The organism is Negadavirga shengliensis, assembly GCF_042652345.1.
GTDB lineage: Bacteria > Bacteroidota > Bacteroidia > Cytophagales > Cyclobacteriaceae > Negadavirga > Negadavirga shengliensis.
This window is the reverse complement of sequence record NZ_JBHSJJ010000004.1, coordinates 434,034-456,578: the sequence shown is the minus strand read 5'-3', so window position 1 is coordinate 456,578 and position 22,545 is coordinate 434,034. Positions and strand designations below refer to the sequence as shown.

Annotated in this window: 18 protein-coding genes; 8 read left to right on the top strand and 10 right to left on the bottom strand. The window is 43.2% G+C overall.

What is annotated here, in order from left to right:
* Positions 1–259: 259 nt before the first annotated feature.
* Positions 260–2,194 (top strand): right-handed parallel beta-helix repeat-containing protein, encoded by a 1,935-nt coding sequence (locus tag ACFPFU_RS09540; protein ID WP_377063862.1) that lies wholly within the window; start codon positions 260–262, stop codon positions 2,192–2,194.
* Between the two features lie 38 nt (positions 2,195–2,232).
* On the opposite strand, the gene ACFPFU_RS09535 is transcribed toward ACFPFU_RS09540, so the two are convergent.
* On the bottom strand, positions 2,233–2,721 hold the full coding sequence (locus ACFPFU_RS09535) for a hypothetical protein (protein ID WP_377063860.1): 489 nt from the start codon (positions 2,719–2,721) through the stop codon (positions 2,233–2,235).
* Positions 2,722–2,766: 45 nt separating this feature from the next.
* The gene (locus tag ACFPFU_RS09530) at positions 2,767–4,323 is read right to left on the bottom strand and encodes a serine hydrolase domain-containing protein (RefSeq protein WP_377063858.1); all 1,557 of its coding nucleotides are present in this window, start codon (positions 4,321–4,323) and stop codon (positions 2,767–2,769) included.
* Between the two features lie 481 nt (positions 4,324–4,804).
* Between ACFPFU_RS09530 and ACFPFU_RS09525 the strand changes: the two genes are divergently transcribed.
* Both ACFPFU_RS09525 and ACFPFU_RS09520 read left to right on the top strand, forming a co-directional pair.
* Positions 4,805–5,221 carry a hypothetical protein gene (locus ACFPFU_RS09525; protein ID WP_377063856.1) on the top strand — a complete coding sequence of 139 codons (417 nt, stop codon included), beginning with the start codon at positions 4,805–4,807 and terminating at the stop codon, positions 5,219–5,221.
* A 259-nt stretch (positions 5,222–5,480) separates the two neighbouring features.
* Positions 5,481–5,846, top strand: coding sequence for a glyoxalase superfamily protein (locus ACFPFU_RS09520; protein WP_377063854.1), 366 nt, complete (start codon positions 5,481–5,483; stop codon positions 5,844–5,846).
* A 74-nt stretch (positions 5,847–5,920) separates the two neighbouring features.
* Here the strand turns inward: ACFPFU_RS09520 and ACFPFU_RS09515 are convergent, their stop codons facing one another.
* The 3 genes from ACFPFU_RS09515 to ACFPFU_RS09505 all read right to left on the bottom strand — a co-directional run bounded on the left by ACFPFU_RS09515 (position 5,921) and on the right by ACFPFU_RS09505 (position 11,282).
* Positions 5,921–7,789, bottom strand: a complete 1,869-nt coding sequence (locus tag ACFPFU_RS09515; protein WP_377063852.1) for a PAS domain-containing sensor histidine kinase — start codon at positions 7,787–7,789, stop codon at positions 5,921–5,923.
* Positions 7,790–8,321: 532 nt separating this feature from the next.
* Positions 8,322–9,368 carry a ferritin-like domain-containing protein gene (locus tag ACFPFU_RS09510; protein ID WP_377063850.1) on the bottom strand — a complete coding sequence of 349 codons (1,047 nt, stop codon included), beginning with the start codon at positions 9,366–9,368 and terminating at the stop codon, positions 8,322–8,324.
* Between the two features lie 3 nt (positions 9,369–9,371).
* Complete coding sequence (locus ACFPFU_RS09505) at positions 9,372–11,282, bottom strand: hypothetical protein (protein ID WP_377063848.1); 1,911 nt, start codon at positions 11,280–11,282, stop codon at positions 9,372–9,374.
* 809 nt (positions 11,283–12,091) lie between these two features.
* Between ACFPFU_RS09505 and erm the strand changes: the two genes are divergently transcribed.
* From erm to ACFPFU_RS09490, 3 genes are all read left to right on the top strand, one after another.
* On the top strand, positions 12,092–12,904 hold the full coding sequence (erm, locus tag ACFPFU_RS09500; RefSeq protein ID WP_377063846.1) for a 23S ribosomal RNA methyltransferase Erm: 813 nt from the start codon (positions 12,092–12,094) through the stop codon (positions 12,902–12,904).
* Positions 12,905–13,028: 124 nt separating this feature from the next.
* Positions 13,029–13,460: a DUF1801 domain-containing protein gene (locus ACFPFU_RS09495; protein ID WP_377063844.1), complete on the top strand. Its 432-nt coding sequence runs from the start codon at positions 13,029–13,031 to the stop codon at positions 13,458–13,460.
* Entirely contained in the window at positions 13,441–13,947 is a 507-nt protein-coding gene (locus tag ACFPFU_RS09490) for a DUF4199 domain-containing protein (protein ID WP_377063842.1), read from the top strand. The genes ACFPFU_RS09495 and ACFPFU_RS09490 overlap by 20 nt, the downstream gene beginning before the upstream one ends.
* Before the next feature lie 328 nt (positions 13,948–14,275).
* On the opposite strand, the gene ACFPFU_RS09485 is transcribed toward ACFPFU_RS09490, so the two are convergent.
* The 5 genes from ACFPFU_RS09485 to ACFPFU_RS09465 form a co-directional block, all read right to left on the bottom strand.
* Positions 14,276–14,959 carry a potassium channel family protein gene (locus ACFPFU_RS09485; protein ID WP_377063840.1) on the bottom strand — a complete coding sequence of 228 codons (684 nt, stop codon included), beginning with the start codon at positions 14,957–14,959 and terminating at the stop codon, positions 14,276–14,278.
* Between the two features lie 32 nt (positions 14,960–14,991).
* Positions 14,992–16,800: a TrkH family potassium uptake protein gene (locus ACFPFU_RS09480; protein WP_377063838.1), complete on the bottom strand. Its 1,809-nt coding sequence runs from the start codon at positions 16,798–16,800 to the stop codon at positions 14,992–14,994.
* Positions 16,801–17,114: 314 nt separating this feature from the next.
* Entirely contained in the window at positions 17,115–18,356 is a 1,242-nt protein-coding gene (locus tag ACFPFU_RS09475; protein WP_377063836.1) for a hypothetical protein, read from the bottom strand.
* Between the two features lie 90 nt (positions 18,357–18,446).
* Positions 18,447–18,746, bottom strand: a complete 300-nt coding sequence (locus ACFPFU_RS09470; protein ID WP_377063835.1) for a winged helix-turn-helix domain-containing protein — start codon at positions 18,744–18,746, stop codon at positions 18,447–18,449.
* A complete protein-coding gene (locus ACFPFU_RS09465) occupies positions 18,743–19,369 on the bottom strand; it encodes a hypothetical protein (RefSeq protein ID WP_377063833.1) in 627 nt (208 codons plus the stop codon). Before ACFPFU_RS09465 ends, ACFPFU_RS09470 begins: the two co-directional genes overlap by 4 nt.
* Before the next feature lie 490 nt (positions 19,370–19,859).
* Here ACFPFU_RS09465 and ACFPFU_RS09460 point away from each other — a divergent pair, with 490 nt between their 5' ends.
* Together ACFPFU_RS09460 and ACFPFU_RS09455 are read left to right on the top strand one after the other, a co-directional pair.
* Entirely contained in the window at positions 19,860–21,221 is a 1,362-nt protein-coding gene (locus ACFPFU_RS09460) for a ComEC/Rec2 family competence protein (protein ID WP_377063831.1), read from the top strand.
* Between the two features lie 35 nt (positions 21,222–21,256).
* Complete coding sequence (locus tag ACFPFU_RS09455) at positions 21,257–22,543, top strand: hypothetical protein (RefSeq protein WP_377063829.1); 1,287 nt, start codon at positions 21,257–21,259, stop codon at positions 22,541–22,543.
* The last annotated feature ends 2 nt before the right edge of the window (positions 22,544–22,545 follow it).

Below are 22,545 nucleotides of genomic sequence, written 5' to 3'. Positions count from 1 at the left end.
CCCAAAGCGGGGAGCCCTCGTGGATTAATCCTTTTTGAGGGACATCTGCTTGTTTTGAGGTATTTTCGTCCCCAAGCCCCATTTAACCCCGGAAGGGTTTTGCCCTGAAAGATTTTCCTTGGGAAATTACCCTATCGGGTTGTGCCGGACAACTTAAAAGCGGGGATATTTAAAACGTATGTCAAAAACCGGTTTTATATAAGCTTTTGATTTGCTACTTTATGTATCCAAATGACAGTCTTAAAAAATCATAATCACCATGCGTTTTAAATCCGTACTCCTTTTTGTCCTTTTTCTTATTTTCCGCTCAGTTCACGCCGATAACGCCGTCAGACCCGGAGCGTTTATTGTAGAACCTCCCACCCTGCTCAATTTGGGTTTTGAGTGGAAAATCGAGGGAGATGATAACAGAAATGCGTTTGTCCAGGTAACCTATAGAAAATCCGGTACTCTTACATGGAAGGACGGCATGCCCTTGCTGAGGATAGGCGGGGAAAGGGTTTTCCGGGAGATGGAGCAGTTGGAGTATACCACTCCCCATATGTTTGCCGGCAGCATTCTGGACCTTGAACCGGGTACCGAATATGAATGCCGCTTTACCCTTTCCGACCCGGATGGCGTGGATGGAGAAGCGATAAAGACGGTCATGGTAAAAACCCGCACAGAACCCAAAGCCGGTGAGGGCGGCAGGGTGCTCCATGTCTATCCCCCCGGGTACAAAGGGGAGATGGAGGAGCCGGCTTTTTTTGGACTGAAAGCGGCTTATTATGGGTCCGGGTTAGGGGATTGGTCTGTGGTAAGTGAAAAAACGGTGCAGCCGGGTGATATTATCATGGTCCATGCAGGTCTTTATAAAGCCGATTTGCTGGATTATGTGGACCCACATGGCATTCCCTTCGATGGCACCTATGTGCTGAATGTAAAAGCCACGGAAGACAAACCCATCGTCATCCGCGGAGCAGGTGATGGAGAAGCCATATTTGATGGAAATGGTGCGCACCGCCTTTTTGACGTCCTCGGAACGGATCATCATATTTTTGAAAATCTGGTAATCAGAAACACGGATATTGCCTTTTCGGCTGGTCTCAAAGGGGTTGTAGGCGCGTCCAATCTCTCCATCCGGAATTGCAGAATAGAGGATGTGGGGATAGCCGTCACTTCGGAGTACGCAGGTTCAAAAAACTTTTATATAGCAGACAACATCATACTTGGCCGGGACCCCCGCAGCCATCTTGTAGGCTGGGCAAGCCCCGGCGTGTACGGCGCCAGTCCTCTGAAAAGCTATATGGGTATCAAAGTATACGGTTCAGGCCATGTAATCTGCCACAATGCCTTGGCTTACTTCCACGATGCCATCAATGTGTCGACCTATGGCACGCCCGAGAAAGAACAGGATTTAAAGGCTGTTTCCATTGATATCTATAACAATGACATGCACCTGATGGTGGACGATTTTATAGAAGCGGATGGAGGGGTGCACAATATCCGGGTAATGCGCAACCGCGGTGTCAACTCCGCCCAATGTGCTTTGAGTGCCCAGCCGGTTTTTGGTGGCCCTGCCTATTTCATCAGGAACGTGGTATATCATATACCCAATGGGTTTGCCCTGAAATTCATGGCCAAGCCCGCCGGCCTTATAGTCTATCACAATACCATCATTGCTGAAAACCGCAACACACAAACCTATTCCAATTCCCATTTCCGCAATAATCTGTTCCTGGGCATCGGCACCCCCAACCGGCCCATCAATGCATTTTCCCATGCCACTGCTTATTCCACTTCCGACTACAACGGCTACCGCCCCAATTCCGGAAAAAGCAATTACCTTTGGATTTCCCCGGAAGGAGACCGAATGTACGACTACGATCTGACAGGAAAAGATGCCAAAACCTATGTTACACTATCAGAACTGACAAAGGACAGTGGATTAGAGCGCAATGGCAGGGAGCTTGATTATGATATTTTCACTACGTTGACACCACCCGATCCGGACAATCCGCACGCAATATACCACGCAACGGATCTTGATTTTACTTTGAACCCCCATGGCAATGCCGTGGATGCCGGCTTGAAAATCCCCAATATCAATGATGGCCACCGCGGAGAAGCTCCCGATCTCGGTGCCATCGAATCTGGAGATGACGTTCCCGTTTACGGCCCGAGAAACCTCAAGGATCATCCGTTTTATAGATAAAAGAAAAGACTAAAATATGCCGGTTTATTCAAGGGTGGCTATCTTGGGCTAGTCTCACGTAATTCTTCAAGTTCCTTATTGTAATCGTATTGGAGATCTTCATGGAGGCCTGCAATCAATTTTTCAATCTTAGTCATCTGCATCAGGTACACGTTATCTATAACCGGATGACGGAAATCAAGGTATCCATACTCCTTTAACTTTCTACAAAAGAAAACCAGCAGATCTATGTGTGCTGCTTTGTCTTTGGTCAGCTTAAGGTTTTTGTTGAGCTTTCGGCGGATGGCCTGTGCGGATTTTTTAGCGAAATGGTAATGGTTGGTATTGGCTTTTTGAAATTCGGTCATCAACTCTTCCTGGACCATCTCTATAAAAAGCCTGGGATTGTCTTCTTCGAATAATTTAAAATAGAGATAGGCTTTATTCTCCCTGTTCAATTTGCCCAGGTCCAACACCAATTCGATCAATTTTTTCTCATCCAGGAATTTCAGTTCCTTTCTTATCTCGGAGATACCGGGAATTCTCATTATTCAGAAAGTATAAAAAGATGTCATTTAACTTTTCAATGCGTTTTAGTAGGCGGCAATTATTTCTACGGCCTTGCCCTCAATCAACTTTCTTTCAGCATTCCTGTTCAAAATGCTTTCGAAATCGAGGGTTATCTTCTCATCATCTTCAAAAACGATCCTGATCGTTTCAGTATGGGGACTTTCTATGTATTTGAGCTGCAACTCAAGTATTTGTTCATCTTTCCAAGCATAGCTGCCGGCCACCTTAAAAGGATCCAAACCCTCAAGGGCCCCTTTTGCACGGGATACCAGGTACGGGCCCTTCCTGGCGGTTTCCCCCATAACCCACTCACCGGAACCAAAGGAGAAAGGATGGCTATTTCCGCCCTGATCAATGATCAGTTCGCAGGTTTCTTCAGTAAAAGACAGGGAAATGGCATCAGCTTTGTCATTTTCAGCCAATTGGTAATAGTTTCCGGAAATTTGCTGCTGCAATGCCACGTTAGGTTCACTCTGTAAAGGTTCGATGGATAATTTTTCCAGCTTCTCTTGCAACTGTTGGTCGCTTATTGCGGCATTTTTTGGCAAATCCATGTCAAAAGAGGGTAAGAGGTATTCCCAAACCAGGTCCAGTTCGCCTTGCAGATCAGGGGTTTCTGAAGTAATGATAATCACGGCATCCTTTTCCGGCAAAATCAGAATGAACTGCCCAAAAGCTCCGTCAGCGCGGTAAGAATCATGGCGGCTGCGCCACATCTGATAGGCATATCCCTGCAGCCAATCACTGGCATCCACTTTCTCTTTTGGGGCTTCCGGATCCTGGAGGATCTTTTTACTGCTGGCTTCTTCTATCCAGGCTTCAGGCAGCAGCCGTTTTCCCTGCCATTCGCCTTTCTGTAAAAACAATTGGCCGAATTTGGCCATGTCCTCTGTTTTTAACCTTAACCCGTACCCTCCTGTATTGACCCCTTTTGGGTCTTTTTCCCAGTCTATTCCCCCGATACCCAATGGTCCAAATAATCTGGAAGTAAGATAATCCAGTACGGTTTCTCCCGTGACCTTTTGGATGATCCCAGACAGCATATAAGTGGCCGCTGTATTATACACGAACTTGGTTCCCGGTTCATGAACAATAGGGTATTTTAAAAATGAAGCCACCCAATTGTCAGTGTGTAGCACATCTGAGGTAGGGTCTTTCCCGTGGCCCACACTCATGCTCAATAAATCCTTAATATGAAGCGCTTCCAAATTGGGACTGACCTTTTCCGGTAAATCATTCGGAAAAAAAGCGATAACTTTATCATTCACCGTCAGCTTGCCCTCGGCTACTGCAAAACCAATCGCCGTGGCAGTGAAGCTCTTGCTGACAGAATACATGGTATGCTTGATATCCGGTCCATAAGGCTCCCACCAGCCTTCGGCTATCACCTTACCATGCCTGAGGATCATCAGACTGTGTAATTCGTGTTTGCTGTCCCCCACGGCATCCAAAAAAGCCATAATTCCTGCTGACGAAACCCCTTCCTCCGCCGGAGTACTCCGGGACAAATTTTTTCCTGATTGGCCCCATGCCTGCAAGGCAAGAAAAAAAAGCAAAAGTGATTTTATGGTAGTTTTCATCGGCAGGATAGATTTATCATCTAAAATTAAGAATAAAATATCAGTTATTCACCTATTACAAAGATTATGATCCGTATATTGATGAGTGCGCTGACGAACATTTATCGGCGGCTTATTGTGGATAGCGCCTTCCCTTTTCGGTGGCTAAAACAACTTTATAAACTCCACCAAGTATAAAAAATCATATCCATTTTTAATAATACGGGCAGCATTATTGTTAAACACCCGTCGGTCACCTTACAGTATGACTTGACTTCCATGGATGACAAATTGGATGAATTGTTTGAATCGGTTAACGTATATCATGTGAAATAAACTGATGCTTTATATATAGTGTGGTACACGATCTGAATTTCACTGGATAATTCTGAGATAATTATATTGTTTCTATTTACGTGCGAAGTGGCCGTTATAAAATTGTATATGTAAAATTTATGACATAAATTTATAAAACAATTGTTTATCACTTAAATTATTCCATATGCAAAGCATTAAAGAATTTGTTAAAACTTACTACCATTTAACATCAGTTGAAACTTCCATAGTACACAAGGATTCAGAAGGGAAAATATATTCTTCAAACGAAGAGGCTTATAAAGCCATCAAAGCCGGTAAAGATGTAAAATTGATCAATATTAATGAATCTGCTTTGGATGATTTACGCAACATGGGCATAGAGTCCAAATCAGACGCTACCAAATTTATTGAACTGTTGAACTATTTACATGGAGGTCCTAAAAAAACCAAATCCAGAAGGAACTATTCAGATGCTGAAAAGGCGAAGGTGGTAAAAGCATGGGCAGCAGCAGATAAAGCCGGCACCAGTAAAGTGGATTTTTGCAAAGAAAATAACATCACCTATCAAACACTTATGAAGTGGATAAAAGAGGTGAAATAAAAACAATAGACGTCTGTTTCGGTAAAATGGACCTTCTTAATACCTTCTTAAAAAGGATATTAAGAAGGTTTTTTTTTGAAATATATATCATATAGTTTATAAAACTCAGCTTTATCCAAACCTCTATAGAAAATTCAATGGTTCAGTATTTTTTATAAATATTGAGCAGATAATACCTAAGGATACTACCGGCGAATTTTTAGATATTAAAAAGTCGGAACAAAACATTTTCGGATACATTGATTAAAAGACAAACAATATGCTAAAAAGCAACAAAGTAATTCCAATCTTCAGGGTTTTTGACTACCGGAAAACCATTGAATATTATGTTGACTGGCTTGGATTTAAAGTTGATTGGGAACATCGTTTTGATGATAATTCCCCCATTTACATGCAGGTATCCATGGATACTATTGTGCTTCATTTAAGTGAACATCATGGGGATTGCTGTCCGGGGAGCAAAGCGTTTATCGAATGCACGGGTATAAGGGAATACCACAAACAGCTCTTGGCAAAAAAATACAAGTACAATAGCCCTGGATTGGAAGTGGCTCCCTGGAAAGCATTGTGTATGGAAGTAATTGATCCATTCGGCAATAAACTGCTTTTCAGCGAAGCCCAATAAAACACGGGAAGTCATTTACATCGGACAGCGCAGGATAGTTATTTTGTTCTCACGCTTCCCCCGTATTCTACCCACTATTTCCCGACGGTGAAATAAAAAGTACTCCCCTCCCCTTCAATTGACTCTACCCATATTTGCCCCTTCAATCGTTCTATGATTTTTTTTGTTGTAGCCAATCCTATGCCGGTACCGGAATATACCTCCTGTGTATGAAGCCGCTGGAAAATATTAAAAATTTTGTCGAAATACTCTTCGTGGATGCCTATGCCATTATCGGTGACCGAAAATTGCCAATGGTTTTTCAGTTCTTTAAAATCAATTTTAATTTGAGGTTCAATCCCCTCTGCAGAATACTTCAAGGCATTTCCGATCAGGTTTTGAAAAACCTGGAAAAGGGGTGTTTTATAAGAGTTAATGATGGGAAGTTTGGGATATTGAATATGTGCTTTTTTCCCACTTATTTGGGTGGTTAACAGCATTTTAACTTCTTCTACAAGTTCGTTTATATCGAGAGCGACGGGTTCACCCACCGTTTTACCTACCCTGGAATATTCAAGTATATCTAAAATAATTTGCCGCATCCGTTTGGCTCCGTCCACGGCAAAATGTATGTACCTTTTTCCCCTGTCATCTAAACCATCCCCATACTTATTTTCCAGTTGGGTTAGAAAACTGGTTACCATACGCAAGGGTTCTTGGAGATCATGGGAAGCCGCATAGGCAAATTGTTCCAATTCCGCATTGGACAGTTCAAGTTCTTTTGCTTTTTGCTTCAATTGTTCTTCTGCTTGTTTCCGGACAGTTACGTCGTAGGCCACGCCATAAATTCCAATTGGATTACCCTTTTCATCAAATTCATACTTGCTCTTTGATGATATGTGTTTAACCGTACCGTCTCTCAAAAGGATCCGATGGTCCAATTCCACGTCACTCAGGGTCTTTTGAGACTTTTCAATTTCTGACATGACATACTCCAAATCGTCCGGATGAATAAAAGTTACCCACACTTCAAATGATTGACGGTTATCCTCAACGGGAAGCCCATATATCCGGCATGTTTCATCAGACCATATTGAAATCCCGGTTTCAAAATTCAATTCCCAATGGCCGAGTTTCGCAATTGCCTGTGATTCTTTCAACCGTTCTTCATTTCTGATACGAATTTGCTCAGCTTCTTTCAGTTCAGTTATGATGCGCGAATGACAGGCTGTTCCGATAATGTCGTTTCCCACCCAAATGGGATGATAAGAAATCTGAAGCCACATGGGTGAAGGATAGTCTAAATGTTCAATGACAGTAAATATTTCACCCGACATTGTCCGTTCATAATATTTTTTATAATGGTTTACCAGTTCCTGTGGTATTCCTGAACTAAAAATATTAGCACCGCTATCAACTTCCTTTCCGCTAAAATTCCGCAACATATCCAAAAAGGGCTTATTGGCCGTGATTAAATTAAAATCCCTATCTACGCTCCACATCATATCCGTGGTGCTGTTGATCAAAGCCTCCAGGTTATTTTGGTCAAACGCTTTCTGTTTCCTTGCATGGACCTTTTCAGTCACATCTTTAAAGTTATTGATGATACCGTTAATTGCCGGGTCGTGTATCATGTTCTTTACAGAAGCTTCTACCCATCGCCAAGTACCGTCTTTGTGTTTCATCCGGGCGGTATGGCCGGACATCAGGACACCGGAAGTTGCCAATACATCTTCCCAAACTTTAGACGCCTCTTCCAACTCGTCAGGATGTACAAGCGAAAAAACGTTGAGTTTCATGGCCTCTTCTTCGGCATATCCCAAAACATTTCTAATGGAAGGTGTGATGTACAATACTTCTCCCTCGGGAGATAACACCGCTATAGCTTCCGAACAGTGCTCTACAATTGTCCGAAAACGATATTCTGCGCGTTTAAGCTCTTCTATAATTCCTGGATCGTCCATTTTGTCAAAGTAAAATGCCTTACTCCTACAAAAAAAATCGTGCTTACAAAACTGTTTATATTTCTTTTTTTTCCCAAATTTATTACAGATTAAACAGGTTGGTTGTCCTGCGCATCGCAGGAACGGTAGTCTCTAACGTTGGATAAAGAGATATAACTGTACCCAATCCAACAAGCTGACCAGCTATCAACTGTACAACAAAAATGCAGACTCTAAAATGGTTAGCCGGTGAATGGCAAGGCACGGCTTATATAAATGGTCAGGGCGGAAACAAACAGGAAGCTAAGTTAAACACAATTTAGAATTCGCAAATAAATTAAATAATACTGCCATGCTTATAAATGAAAGTTTATCCACGGGCAGGATACTGTTTCCCAAAATATGGGATTTTTAGGCTGCAATAGAATCAGGTTAAACAACACCTGACCCGTTGTACATTCAATGTATCCGTTACTCTTTTGTCAATTTATCCAAAGCCAAAAAACTGGCCTAACAATTGACTAAAAGTGTGGAAAGATTCTTTTCCAACCCACTACTTTTGGTAATCAAATGAAGGTCCAATCGTATAACCTGGCTTTCCCGGAAACACCGTTGCGCAGAGCTTCTCTCCCAACAGTTTTATATCAAACATAATTCCAATGGTATTATTCAACTTCTCAGGATGACCGTTGAACGTATCATGCAATCCCTTAAGCAAAGAGGCGTAGGCAGCATTAAACTCATCGATTCTCCGTCTTTCTTCTGAGCCTGGTGCCAGCATACTTGCTTTAGTATTCGGGAACAGGGGTTGAATATTTGCCGGATCAAATGTAATTTCTTCTCCTGAAAAGGAATATCCGGTTTCAACTGAATCGTCTTTTACAAGTGCACGACCTACATAGATTTCTTCAAAGCGATAATAGTGTGCAATTTCCCCCTCAAAATCGATTGGAGACGTGGATGTCCCCTCCCCTTGTTCAACAATAATGTCTATTGCATTAATAGCATCCTGTTTTGTTAGAATTGGAAACAATACGCTTTTATCGAAAAATCCTGAAGTCACTTGTTTTTCTGGGTCTCCTGGAAGTTCATCCGGCGCGATCTCATCAATTTTTTGCTTGAGGGCTTCGTAAAATTCCCCAATTGTGCTGTACTCAACCGGTACTCCAGCGGCAAACAGGTCCATTTTTTTTATGGGAAATTCCAAAGGATCTTCTGGTTCTTCGATAACCATGAATGTGTTTTTCACCACATCTTTAGTAAGCTTTTCCAGGTTGACCCTCAATCCGTCTCCAATGCCCATTGGAAGTGGAGATGGATATTCAGGAACAAAATTCGGCAAATCGATCTTTGGCTGTCCTCCCAACGCATTTAAAATATTTGAAGCAATTGTCATGTGCAGCATTTCCTCGATTACAATGGAATGTAGTATGTTCCATATGCTCCCTTCCGTGTTTGGTTTAATAGAAAACATGGCTGTCAAATACGGAGGAATCGTGGAGTGTTCTAATTCTATGGCATTTTGAACCAGTGGAAATAACTCCGGCAACCTTTCAGCTGTTTGTAGTGATGCAATATATTGCGGATGTAACTTTAACATGGCTTAAAAATTAGTATAGTCAATTGGTGAATATCTGATGTCTTTTCCCATTTTCAAGCGCATGGCCTGAATCAATTTCTGATGAAAGTCCGAAACTCCATCGGTATTCGCCGGTTCCGCACGCTCAAGAGATTCCGAAACGGGTGTTCTCAATGAGGTGATCTCCATTTCATCGGTATCATATTCTCCGTTACTTTCCAGCCATCTTAAAATTGTCTGACGTTTTCCTTCTGAAAGGTCCCTTGTGACCGGCATGTAGATGGGGCTGTTGATGTCCTGGTCGAAAGCGAAGTGGACGATGTCTCTTTTTGCGAGAACAGCCTCCCGATTACCAAGATCAACAATATACTTACTCATGATCGGGTACAAATTGCTGAATTGCTGCATCGTTTCCCGGATATCAGACCACTTTGGGTAATCCGGTACCGGGAAGTAGTCTCTTAAGTGCACCGATATTGCGTCTCCGGCAGAATCCGCCGGGTCCGCGGGTTCTTGAAGAAGGCCATAACCTATAAAATACATTTGACCTTCAATATAACCTCTTGGATTGTTGATCTTATTTCCGGTTATCGTAAAGCGGCCGATCCCGTCCTTTATTTGAATCGTTGAATTGCTTAAAGTCAACCCATCTTGTGGAAAATTATTTCCGGGAATTGGGCAAATCGGACTTGGTGTGGTCTTGGTTGGGTTTGCCATTTGGACGCCGACTTGTCCTGTTGCTAAGGGTTTTCCCCATTGACGGGCGAAGAAGCGCACTTCGGATTGATAATGGGTATCGAGACGTAAAACCATTTCGTCGGCCCGCACATTTAACCCATTCATCGATTCTCTGGCTATCAATGTATAGTTTCCGTCGCTCATTTTGCTCAATAAAAGTAACTGCTTATGCTGAAGCTCATTGGAAACATCTTCCAAATCGATGATTCCGCCGGTCTTCATCAACCAATCCCCTTGGGTATAAGATATTGTTCCGGTTTCTATGATTTGATCCGGTGTTAAAGTGACATCCATTATACTTGGGACATTGGTGAATGGTTTTTTTGCAATTCCTAAAACAAGCGACAGTTGAATGGCTATATCCCCCAATGAATTGACCACCGGAAAAGAGTTTCCTAAATCCAGCGACAAACGTGATCTATCTGCGTCAAATCTAAAATTCGAGATATTGAAAAAGGTCGAAGGGTTGTTCGATGATCCATATTGTTTCGTGGCAAAAAGCCTGCGTTCCGCGGTGAAGGTATTAGGCTCATCCCTGTACCACGGGCCTATTGCTCCGAGAATCCGGCCGAGGGAAAACCGGCCATCTGCCGCATGACTGTAGTAGTAACCAAATCCATTTAAATTAACTGCCAATTTATTATCCTGCGTTTCATTCTTTAGTTCGCTGAAAAACCGGTGATCATCGGCTTTCTCACCCCAGGTAATGTTCCGGATAACCGATGTCCAAGATGCACCAAGGGGTTGTCCATTTATGTCTGCTCCACCATGTTGTCTCAATTGAAGGTCCCGAAAAGGCGTCACCCCAATGTCACCTTCTAACAGAAGCGCATTGTCCCTGGTTAAAATTCTAAGCTTTACTGCCCATAACTCCGACACACCCTGCTGCTGGGGATCGAGATCAACCATTTTGCCCGCCGACCTGCCTTCCGGACCTTCGACGAAAACCCCTATCAATTCATCCCTATCTGATGATGAACCATCGGCATACCTCACCTTACAAACTTTACAGTTCTGGAAATTAAAAGTTGCCCCTCCTTCCGGATTCCACCATCCGTTTTTACTTCCCTGTCCATATTCCTGGAAAGAAGGCTGAAAAGTCGCGTTGTTGTAATGTGCCGGGTCATTATTTACAGTAGAAACATCAGAAATAAAATCCCCTGAAAATACCAGTCTGGGTAAATGTAAATAAGACATAGTGTTAAGTTTAAAAGATTAAAAGATTAAAATTTGTAGTTTTTAGTAACCGCATTACCGGGATTTCCCCCGGAAAGAATATTCCCACATTCTCTCACTTCTCATTACATTCATCTTAAAAGGAGAAGTCAGAAAAAATATTTACAATGTCAAAAAGACTATTACTGTCTATATGTGCCTATAAATTTATATAAAGAATTTTCAAATTCCAATTTTACACCAAAACAACCCAGAACCTTAATCCAACGCCCGATTAATTTCCCTAACGGTTTGAATTCCGGTTTTGAGCTTATGGACAAGAATAGGATTGTCTTCATCGCTTAAATGCCCATCTTCTTCATTCTGAAATCAGTTGGTTTTCTAAAGCATCATCTGTTTATAATCTGTGTTTTCAACGGTCATCACTTGTCCCGCACCTCAGGTAGGGGTAGCTTGCTAATAATCATCCCTTTCTGGGTCGCTTGCATCTTGCTCCGGTTTCGTCAAAAGGTACGCAAAAAATGCCGGTAGATAGGCATAGTGAACCTATGCTTTTGTATCTTTGTCGTTATTACTTCAAAAACAAAAATCCCAATGCGTTGCTCAAATTTTGCCTTCTGCATGAAACCTTGGATGACTGTCTAACGGATAGACAGCTGGTTTTACTTTATTGATTACCCAATATTTTCCGGTCTTTCCTTTGGGATAGCGGCACTCTGTCCTGCATTATCTTTTAGGAATATCCATGTCCATTTGTAAGGATGGATAAATGCTGTCTATTCAATTTTCCACGATTGAAAACAAGCATTCACTTCTTACAAAAAAGGCACATGAGTAAAAGAAGAATCCCTGTAAGATTTACGGGGCAGCATTTTACTGTAGACAGAAAATTGATCCTTAAAGCCATAAGACTGGCAAACATCAGCCCAAACGATACCGTGCTTGATATTGGTGCGGGAAAAGGTTTTTTGACGGTTCATCTGGCAGGACTATGCCATAAAACACTGGCCATTGAAAACGACCTCTCTCTGGTGAAGTTCCTGAGACAGCGCTTTCTCAAAACCCCAAAGGTCTCTGTTGTTGGATGTGATTTCCGGGATTTTATGTTTCCCGCGGGCAAGTTTAAAGTTGTGGCCAATATCCCCTATGGAATCAGTGCTGAGGTTCTAAGATCCCTTATGTATGAACAGGCAGGCAAATTTATCGAAGGGACAATCGTGATGCAGCATGAGGCGGCACTGAAACTTTGCAACAAGACGATGCACAACCCCCTGGTGGCCCTTTACCGCTCCTTTTATAAGATCAATATAATAGGTGAAGTAAGCCCTGAAAGCTTCGTTCCGCCTCCCAGGGTAAAATCCGCACTGGTCCACCTGAAAAGCAGTCCGGAATCGGGAATTCCCGTGTACAGGAAAAAAGCCTATCTGAACTTTCTGACCTTCATGCTCCAAAAACCGGAATTGCCAGTCAAAATGGTATTGAAACAGCTTTTCAGAAAAACGCAGGTTCGGCAACTCGCCCGAAAACACCTCATTGACCTTACCAAGCCAACCCATCTGATGCATCCGAAGGAATTTTCGGCGTGCTTCAGAGAAATGGACCAAATCGTCCCGAAAAAATACCATCCCGGCCGGAGAATCTAGGTGGATATATTGGAAAACTTAACCAGATTATCTTCCCAACCTAAATATAAGCTGCTTATCTGTGCTGCTTAGTTGTCGATTTATTTGTACATTTACTATAACAGCAAATGGTAAATCCAATTATATGGCGAAAAACAAAACCACCGCAACCGATAAAGACGTCCTGGAATTTATCAACGAATTTGCAGATACAGAGAAAAAGAGAAAGGACAGTCTTGAGCTGCTTGCATTTTTCAATGAACTTACAGGTTTTGAGGCCAAAATTTGGGGACCGAGCATCATCGGTTTTGGGACGTACCATTACCGATATGCCAGCGGTCATGAGGGCGATGCACCGTTGGTGGGATTCTCCCCACGTAAATCGGCGCTTTCCCTTTATGTCTTTACCGGCTTGGAGGAGCATGCACACCTGCTTAGGGATTTGGGGAAGTTTAAAATGGGAAAAGCCTGCATCTATGTGAAAAAACTGGAGGATGTGGACCTCCGGCAATTGGCCATCTTAGTGAAAGCAACCATCAATTACCTTCAAGCAACATATGGGAAAAATCAGCATTGAGATCAAATGGGCTTTTGTTTTTATCCTGGTCCAGTTGTTTTGGATGGTACTGGAAAAAGTGTCGGGCCTTCATGATGAACATATCGACAAACACCTGTACCTTACCAACCTGTTCGCCATACCGGCAATAGCCGTCTATGTATTTGCCCTACGCGACAAGAAACGGAATTACTACCACGGCCAAATGAGCTATATGCAGGGCTTCAAATCGGGCGTCATCATTTCCCTCATCGTCATGGTGTTTGCCCCTCTGACCCAGTGGATCACCTCGGTCGTCATTACGCCGGAATATTTTCCTAACGTAATTGAGCATAGCCTGGCCACGGGATATTACCAAAGCAGGGAAGAGGCTGAAGCCTATTTCAACCTCCGGAATTACATCATCCAAAGTACAGTGGGAGCCCTTATCATGGGAGTGGTTACTTCGGCCATAGTGGCATGGTTCGTCAGGTCCAAGCCTGTCAGTGATAAAAATACCATCCACTGATAGCGGTACTTCATCCCGCTTTCCGTGATAATATGCTGTGGGTTATGGGGTTGTCCTCATTTTTTGCAGGGGGCCCTGACAAAAAACCGTAAATGAGTCTCTGCCTGATGACCGTAGCCCCAAATCTCCTTTAGGATAATAGGAGTGGGTAAACAGGTCCAAAATACTACATTCCTATTCCATGGAAGTGAGCTTCACCAGTTCCTGGTCTTTTTCACTGCCCTGGCTACCTAATCAATTTAATAGACATTTCGCAAATTCCGGGCTTTATGGTGACACATCGTCTTCCTTTATAAAAAAATTAAATGTAATTCTTCTGACGCCTACCTTAAAGATTGAGGATCCGGTTGATATCTTTGATATTACCAAAAAGCAGCAGAATATCCCCTTTTTCTATCTTTGTATCCCCTGAAACCACTCCGGTGACTTTTCTTTTTTTGGACATGATACCAAATATATTAGGCTTTTCCTCCATCTTGATGATGGTGAGGACGTTGATGTTGAATTCAGACCGGATATTGGTGTCAGCAAGGGTCATGCCCGCATATCTTTCCGGGGCTTCGACCTCAATAATGTTGTATTCGTCTGACACGTCGAGGGAGTCCAACACCCCTTTCATTTGCAGCCTTTTGGCCAGCCGTTCTGCCGTTTCCTCTTCCGGGTGGATGATCTCATCCACACCGATGGCTTTGATGACTGTTTCGTGGGTAACGCTGATAGCACGGCTGATCAGGCGTTTCACCTTTAATTGTTTAAATATGGCGGTGGCCATGATGGAGGCGCCAAAATCCTCTCCAATGCCAATGATGGCCACATCGGTTTCTTTAATGGGAAGGCCCTTGGCCGCTTGGAGATCTGTGGCATCCATGGTGATCGCGTGGGTAATCTTGTCTTTGAAAGCCTCTACCTTGGAACCGTCGGAATCCACCCCGATCACCTCATGGCCTAAATCGGTCAATCTTGCCGCCAGATACCCGCCGAAATTCCCCAGTCCTACAATGATATACTTCATGATAATCCTTTCTTGGTGTTGTTTTTCATTGATTAAGTGATATAAACGCTTTCTTCCGGGTATTTGTAGCGTTGGTGTTTTTTCGCGGTCACCAGGGCCATCATTAAGGTCAATGTGCCCACCCTCCCCATAAACATGATGGCGATGACGACCAGCTTGCTTCCGCTGGACAGTTCTCCCGTTATTCCCAGACTCAGTCCCACCGTTGAAAATGCAGAAAATACTTCAAAAGCCACGTAGATAAGCTCCAGTTCCGGATTCAAAAGGGATACCAGAAACACGCCCAACCCGATGACCAGAAAAGAGAGGAGGATGACGGCAAAGGCCTTTCTTACCGTGACATTGGTGAGCACCCGGTTGTAGATCTCCACCCTTCTTTTTCCCTTGGCAATGCTGAATGCATTCAGCACCGCCACCGCGAAAGTGCTGGTTTTCAACCCTCCGCCGGTGGATCCCGGGGATGCACCTATCCACATCAATATTAGGCAGATAAGGATGGTGGGAAGGGTGAGGGCAGTCATGTCCACCGTGTTGAATCCTGCCGTTCTGGGGGTAACTGACCCAAAAAAAGCGGTGACCACTTTTCCATAGCCACTCAATCCGGCCAGGGTGGCGTCTCTTTCAGAGAACCAGAAACTGACAAATCCCAAAACCAACAGTATGATGGTGGTGTTCACAATAAGCTTGGTACTGACGTTCACCACCCGGGGGGCATGCCGGTATTGTTCTTCACCGGTAATCATCTTTTTGGTACCGATGACCACGTGTCTCAAATAACTGTAATAACTCATGACCACAGGAAAACCAATCCCGCCCAAAATAATCGCAAAGGCTATGGTCAAATGGACATGATAGGCCGTCCTGAACCCCTCTTGATAAAGTCCATCACTGAGAGTGGAAAAACCTGCATTGCAAAAGGCGGAGATGGCATGGAACATGGAAAAGAACACCTGGTCTCCCTTTGAGGCAAAAAGCTCAGGTTCTATCAGGGAATAAATAAGGATTCCGGCAACCGCTTCCACCAAAAGCGTAAAAAAAATGATTCTAACCAGCGTATAATAGATGGCCCCGATTTTTTCTTCATTGATATAATCCTGAATGAACAGCTGGCTTTGCAGGGAGTAACTGCTTTTAAAAAAGAAGCCAAAAAAGCTGGCGAAGGTCATCATTCCAAGTCCCCCTACCTGGAATAAAATCATGATGATGATTTGTCCGATCAATGTAAAATCAGAAGCGGTGTCCAAAACGATCAGACCGGTGACACACACCGCGCTGGTAGATGTAAACAGCGCATCGACGAACGAGATCCCGTTGTAGGTAGCGTTTGGCATCGAAAGCAAGCCGGTGCCGATCAGGATAGCAAATACAAAGCTTAAAATGAAAGCCTGCGGAGGATTGATCTTCAATTTGCTTACCGACAAACTCCACTTGCTTATTTCGATAAAAAAAATTGCGGTCACCAAAAGATTGATGAAAAAATCCTTTAGCTGGATATTGACTATGGTCCTTTCGAATCCCAGATCCAATAACCGAAGTTTGATGCTTCCCCCGACAAGCAACATCAAAAAGAAGAGTACTTCTGTAAACCACCTGATCCATATATATGCAGATGTCTTGATTATAAGGTGAAACCCGATAGCGAATGCCAGCAAAATAATGAATATAGCATATGCCACCCTGGCATGGGGTATGTATTGAGGAGCAACCTCAAAACCGAAATTGACTATTAAAAACGAAAAAGCAAGAATACTTAAAACCCTTATGAGAACTTTGGTATGCTTTTCTATCGATTTTTTGCGTAGGATTGCCTGGTCTGACTTTCCAAAAATGTCCCGCATCATGTAATATATATCATTCTTGAGAGGCACAAATTGACCCACAAATTTCGGGAGTTACGTGTATAAAAGCTATTAAAATGAGGGAAAGATTCATAAAGATTTTATAAAGACAGCGCTGTGCGCCGGGATTGCTTGTGGACCCTCTTGGCTATAATTGGCAGTCCAACCATTCAGGGGCCTTGCCGCAATATCCTGCCTTATCCAAACGGACAAAATAGAAAACTACCTGTTTTCCAAGTGCTTTAACAGAAGTGACCTAAACAAGCCATTTCTTTCCTAAATGGCTTGTTTATCGTTACTGGCTAGAGGCCGGCTCCTTATTTGAATCCGAATATAAAGGGAAAAATAAAGGTCACGATAATGGCCCAAATGAAATAAACGGGCAAGTAGGAAGCTATGGCTTTGCCGAGGCTGTTTATACCGGACTTTCGGGAAAGTACCCGGAAAAGCCGTCCAGTTACGCTCAAAAGATGGATTAAAATCAATACATTACCGCCTAAAACCGCTGTCCTGTTGGGTGTAATTCCCCATTCCGATATGCGGAACAAGATGGCAGATAAGGCGATGCCATTGACGATAATGGTCACAATAGACAGCAGAAACAGCACCCAGACTTCCATCCTGCTTTTTGTTGCAGATGTTTCGGCAACAGAAAAGAAAATGAGGGCCATCACCCCGATTAACAGGGCATTGAACATCAGTAAAAATTCCCGGTCGTTATAAGGGTCCTTACCCGAATAAATGATGGCCGACAGATATATAACCAGCATCACCAATACCAGCGGGCTGAATATTTTGGCGATCACCGGTGATATTTTCCCAACCAGTTGCGGGTTAGTCCGGGTAAGGTGGGTGCCTGCCATAGGGACAGCAGCCAATCCAAAAACCACTACGTATTCGGTATAGAACTGTTGAATATCATAGCCAATCAGCGAGAAGAGTCCTATGGTTATTCCTGTCAAAATCGCTCCCGCAAGCAGGATGAGGGAGGCCATAACGATCAGATCGCCGTTATACTTTAAAAAATTAAGCCGTTTTTCAACATTGATTTTACGGTCACCGACAAATGCAAAACAAAATACCAACCACAGAAACACAAGTAAATGGATACAGGATAAAATCAGCGTGTCACTGTTTTCAGCCTCGGGTAGCGAATTGATGAAAACCAAGCCAAACAGGGATGTGCCGATGATAAAAGCTGTTTTTCCTAAGGATAGCTTATTTTTCCATGCAAAGTAAACCGATAACCCCGGAAACACGATAAAGCCTATATTTCTGGGATAAAAAAAGTCTTCGCTTATCGATAAAATTGCCGGCAGTTTTGCAATAAGACCAGCAGCGAGGGAGGCAATGATGACAAACAATAATTCCTTCCGGGTACCCCAGGTAAGCCCCTCAGCTTCGTAATTCAGTCTTTCATTCCAGAAATCAGCTGATGCGTTGCCTTTAAGTTCAGGATACAGCGTATTGAACGCCCGCTTAAAATCAGCTTTGTTCGCCCGGTACAGCTTCTCAAGTTGCCCAGGCTGGTTGAGGTAGGTGAATATTTCTTCTTTCATACCAATATGCGATTAATGCGTTGATATTTTTTGCTATTATCTGTCGCCTGCATAGCAGGGGCGACAAACTTTTTTGGGGTAGTTCCTTTATTAACCCACCCCTTTGATCAGCTTTTCCAAGGCGTTTAAATGTTCATTAAATGTTTTTCGGCCAAGCGCCGTGGCTGTATAGCTCGTGTTGGGCTTTTTACCGATAAACTGCTTTTTCACCTCTATGTACCTGAGCTTTTCCAGCGCGGTTATATGGCTCGCCAGATTGCCGTCTGTAACATCCAATAATTCCTTCAGTGAATTAAAGTCCAGCTTCTGGTTAACGGCCAGTGCCGACATGATGCCCAGCCTGATCCTGCTTTCAAACGCCTTATGTAAACCATCAATTCTTATTTTCACTTTTCGTACCTATAATGCATATAAATTCCATAAATAATATGGAGTACGCCAAATCCCAACGCCCAGCATAATATCCCATATTGAACAAAGTAGGCGCTGATCAAACCTAAGCCTATTTGTGTAAGCCCTAATATTTTCATTTCTTCAAATGTAAAATTGCTGGCATTGTAGATGGCCAGGCCATAAAACAGGAGTGAAAACGGGGCAATTAAACCGATCATCCCCTTGGCAATCATGATCAGTATCAACAGGCCACCTACAACAAGCGGCACCGCCATATGGACCACAAGCCGTTTGGCGGTAGGATTCCAAAGCCTTTCACCCCTTGCAACGGCCTTCTTGTGCGACAGAAATATGGCTGTGCCGATAGCCATAATCAATACAATAACGGCTAAAACAATCACATTTAACAGGTTTGGAGATATCCCTCCTGAACCTATCGTGCTGTCAAATATTTCAACTGGATAAAAATGGAATACGCTGTAGGCAATATAGACTCCTGCCAATCCATAGATCCCTGCCATTATTCCGGCCCAGCCGGAAAGCGACAGAAATTTGGAAGAACGCTCCATCATGGAGCGTATCTCTGCTATATCCCGAATGTAATCCTGCTCTTCTTTCATTTTAAAAGTACTTTTAATTTCAAAGTTAATTGAAAAATTCGATTGTGCAAGAACCGGAATGAATTTTCTCGGGCGCGGGAACGCTGATTCCTGTAAATTATTTATTTCGACAAGTTTTTTGGAAATTATAAAAATAAAATCCTATATTTAGGTATTATTGACATAAAATAGCGGCAAATCAACCAGAAATGAATTTTGTTTAACTTGTGGGTGTATATTCAGAATCCTCTATCGCAGCTTTGGAGGTCGCTTTAATTACAATTGTAGATTAAATATTTTTCTGTTTCCTGGGATTTTTGTCAGCGTTTTAAGAAGGAATTCATGAGGTCTCAAGATTGATTTTGAGTTGAATACCCTGGGCACTTTCTGCTATCGACGGTGTCAGGTTAAATTATTTTCGACAAAATTTCAACAAAGTTTACAAGATCCTAATGACATAGGATGTATTCATTGTCTCTATGTTTTTAATATATTTTTAAATTAACACAAGATGATCACAGCTAGATTAAAACGGATTAACCGGGTATTATGGGCACTTTTGATAATCTTCCATAGCCCGTGGAGCTTCTCTCAAACCCTGGAAATCCATCAGATGAGTGTAGGACACGGTGACGCTGCCCTTATCATAGTCAGGGACACCGCAAAACTGCACGCCGAAATTCTGGCAGCAGGGTTGACTGTTCCACCGGACAGGACTGAAATGCTAAAATTGGCTTTGGACAAGAGTGTACCTCTTGCCGGCACCGTACTAAAAGCTGTATTGGTTGACGGAGGAGATGGAAGCAAACAAGCAGCAAAAATCAATGCTTACATCACAAAGACGGGTATTAAAACCGTAGACTATGTGATAGCTTCCCACTACCACCAGGATCATATCGGCGGCCTGCCGGCAGTTATTGCCACAAACCCTTCTGCAAATGGCACGAAAGACCGGGGTGACACCAAAAGCGTACCTCCAAAAGGTACAGCAAAAAAGAGGACGGTTTATGGCAAATACGTTGATGCGGCTACCAAAGCACCGATGACCCGGAACACCGCTGGCCTCGGCAGTACCGTTGATCTTATTGGGACTGCAAACACGATGGTGCAACTGCTGGTGGTAGCAACCAACAATTATGTATTAGGTGAAGACAGTAGCCAAAATCCCCCGAGAAACGGTTCCAATCAGAATGATCTGGGATTGGCGTGGATCCTACAGTATGGAAATTTCAGATTTTATACCGGAGGCGACTTGGGTGGCTGGAAAACAGGGGGATATATTGACATGGAATCTCCATTGGCAGATTCAATTAAAAGGCGGGATAAATCGAATTTCAAATGGATAAGCGGAGGAAGGGATGTTTCCAAAGGCCATATCTGCTCATTTAAAGCCAGCCACCACGGCAGCACACTCAGTACCAGCGAGTACTTCCTGAGTCAGATAACCCCGGTAGTAGGCATCGTTTCCTGCGGAGATAAACACGGGCATCCTAACGAAGAAGTAATTGAAGCGATGGAGCCATCCCTATCGCCGCGATGGGACATTTCAAGCTGGACGGCTGTCACAAATGATACCGTAGCCAATACCTTTCAGAAATATTACCTCACTTCCTTAATGGATGGATTTACGGACAACACAAGAAGAAATGTGGGAAATCCCACTCATAGTGTCGGAATAATTGGAGGTGATATTGTGCTGGTGGTAAACGATGAAGACATTGCCACCAAAAGCAGATTTTCGGTTTTCTGGAATGGTGAGCTCCCGGGGACTATGGTAAGCAGCGTAATGCGGGCGCCAAATGCAGCAAGCATTGTGAAACACGAGTGCCATGAGGTAAAAACAAATCAATCTGATCTGGTTTACCTTAAATGACTTTGTACTGAATTTACTTAAACCCAATTTTTAATATGGCACTAACGCTAGGATCAACAGGAGGATTTAGGACTGTGACTGGTGTTTATCAGGGACAGGGGGACAATGCAATCAATATAGGCAGCCAGGCCTGGACCTTTGGAGGCAACGATAAACCTCTGGTCATCGGAGCTTCCACACCGTTTGATTCCTCTGTGAACATAAAGGCCTTTTTCGATCCTTCCCTTTCTCCTCTGGCTAAAGGGGGTCAATGGACGCAGATCGGTTTTATCCAAACAGGTGAATTCAGAATTCAGGGGGTTCCTACTACTGTTCGCATCCACGACAATTCAACCCCCTACCCTGTTTACAACAAAGTCAATAAATATTCCAGAATGCCTTTGTTTATGAAATGGGTGAATGCGCCCGGAAATTACAATAACCCGCCACAGAAAACTCCCTTTCCTGATTTTCCATTGTGGGAGCTCACCAACCAGCCTAAACTGGATATGCACAAGCTTTTTAAATTCCCGCAACAGTTTGGAGGATATACGGTTTACGGTCCCGATGGCGTACCGGGCGGCAGAAAGGCCGGGGATAATTTATGTGCCTATTTGAATCTGGATTTGGATCTTTCTCTTATGGATCTGCCTTTTGATTCTGAAGGACGAACCTATTTCGATACAATCGATTTTGAGGACCTGGAAGCCCAGGTAAATATACCTTCTGAAATTCAATTCAAAGCTGGCTATCTCATGAATTATCTTGCATGTTCCGGCATTGTTCCTTTGGGTTCACAGATTCAGCGGAAGCAAAACCTGCGGGGACAAACCTACTTCCTCTTAGGATACAGAAATGAGTTCAAAAGGAAATCAAACACATTAAAGACGATAACTTACGCCATAATATGGCAGGATGAAAGCGGCACACATTTCACCTTTCTGGATGAAGACCTCCTGGAAGAATGGCGGGAAGATGAAAAAGCCAATGGAAGGCCAAACCTGAAAGAATTAAACAACATCCTTTTCAAAAACTACAAATACAGCATCGATGGTATGAACCTGGAAAACTTCAGGATTTCCTATCGGTTCTATACCTATGCCTGTGCCATAACCTTGGATACTGAAACAAACACGTATGGGTTGGAACTGTTTGAAGGCTTTGGCATGGAAGTAACCAGACAATACTATTATATCATTAGCGGAAACGAAGGATGGATGCCCTCCACCGTGCATACATTTGAGCTGGATAACAGAATGACCAAAGATTTTCTAAAAACCATTGAGGTCTTCTTTGAAAAGCAAAATAGTGAATTTGACTTGGTATTACCTCTAATTTTTTAACT

What these genes read in the sequence shown, in the direction of transcription:
- ACFPFU_RS09490 (WP_377063842.1), top strand. Translation starts at nt 13,441, where the DNA reads ATGGGAAAAATCAGCATTGAGATCAAATGGGCTTTTGTTTTTATCCTG.
- ACFPFU_RS09520 (WP_377063854.1), top strand. Translation starts at nt 5,481, where the DNA reads ATGCTAAAAAGCAACAAAGTAATTCCAATCTTCAGGGTTTTTGACTAC.
- ACFPFU_RS09515 (WP_377063852.1), bottom strand. Translation starts at nt 7,789, where the DNA reads ATGGACGATCCAGGAATTATAGAAGAGCTTAAACGCGCAGAATATCGT.
- ACFPFU_RS09510 (WP_377063850.1), bottom strand. Translation starts at nt 9,368, where the DNA reads ATGTTAAAGTTACATCCGCAATATATTGCATCACTACAAACAGCTGAA.
- ACFPFU_RS09505 (WP_377063848.1), bottom strand. Translation starts at nt 11,282, where the DNA reads ATGTCTTATTTACATTTACCCAGACTGGTATTTTCAGGGGATTTTATT.
- ACFPFU_RS09455 (WP_377063829.1), top strand. Translation starts at nt 21,257, where the DNA reads ATGGCACTAACGCTAGGATCAACAGGAGGATTTAGGACTGTGACTGGT.
- ACFPFU_RS09475 (WP_377063836.1), bottom strand. Translation starts at nt 18,356, where the DNA reads ATGAAAGAAGAAATATTCACCTACCTCAACCAGCCTGGGCAACTTGAG.
- erm (WP_377063846.1), top strand. Translation starts at nt 12,092, where the DNA reads ATGAGTAAAAGAAGAATCCCTGTAAGATTTACGGGGCAGCATTTTACT.
- ACFPFU_RS09495 (WP_377063844.1), top strand. Translation starts at nt 13,029, where the DNA reads ATGGCGAAAAACAAAACCACCGCAACCGATAAAGACGTCCTGGAATTT.
- ACFPFU_RS09535 (WP_377063860.1), bottom strand. Translation starts at nt 2,721, where the DNA reads ATGAGAATTCCCGGTATCTCCGAGATAAGAAAGGAACTGAAATTCCTG.
- ACFPFU_RS09465 (WP_377063833.1), bottom strand. Translation starts at nt 19,369, where the DNA reads ATGAAAGAAGAGCAGGATTACATTCGGGATATAGCAGAGATACGCTCC.
- ACFPFU_RS09485 (WP_377063840.1), bottom strand. Translation starts at nt 14,959, where the DNA reads ATGAAGTATATCATTGTAGGACTGGGGAATTTCGGCGGGTATCTGGCG.
- ACFPFU_RS09460 (WP_377063831.1), top strand. Translation starts at nt 19,860, where the DNA reads ATGATCACAGCTAGATTAAAACGGATTAACCGGGTATTATGGGCACTT.
- ACFPFU_RS09540 (WP_377063862.1), top strand. Translation starts at nt 260, where the DNA reads ATGCGTTTTAAATCCGTACTCCTTTTTGTCCTTTTTCTTATTTTCCGC.
- ACFPFU_RS09530 (WP_377063858.1), bottom strand. Translation starts at nt 4,323, where the DNA reads ATGAAAACTACCATAAAATCACTTTTGCTTTTTTTTCTTGCCTTGCAG.
- ACFPFU_RS09480 (WP_377063838.1), bottom strand. Translation starts at nt 16,800, where the DNA reads ATGATGCGGGACATTTTTGGAAAGTCAGACCAGGCAATCCTACGCAAA.
- ACFPFU_RS09525 (WP_377063856.1), top strand. Translation starts at nt 4,805, where the DNA reads ATGCAAAGCATTAAAGAATTTGTTAAAACTTACTACCATTTAACATCA.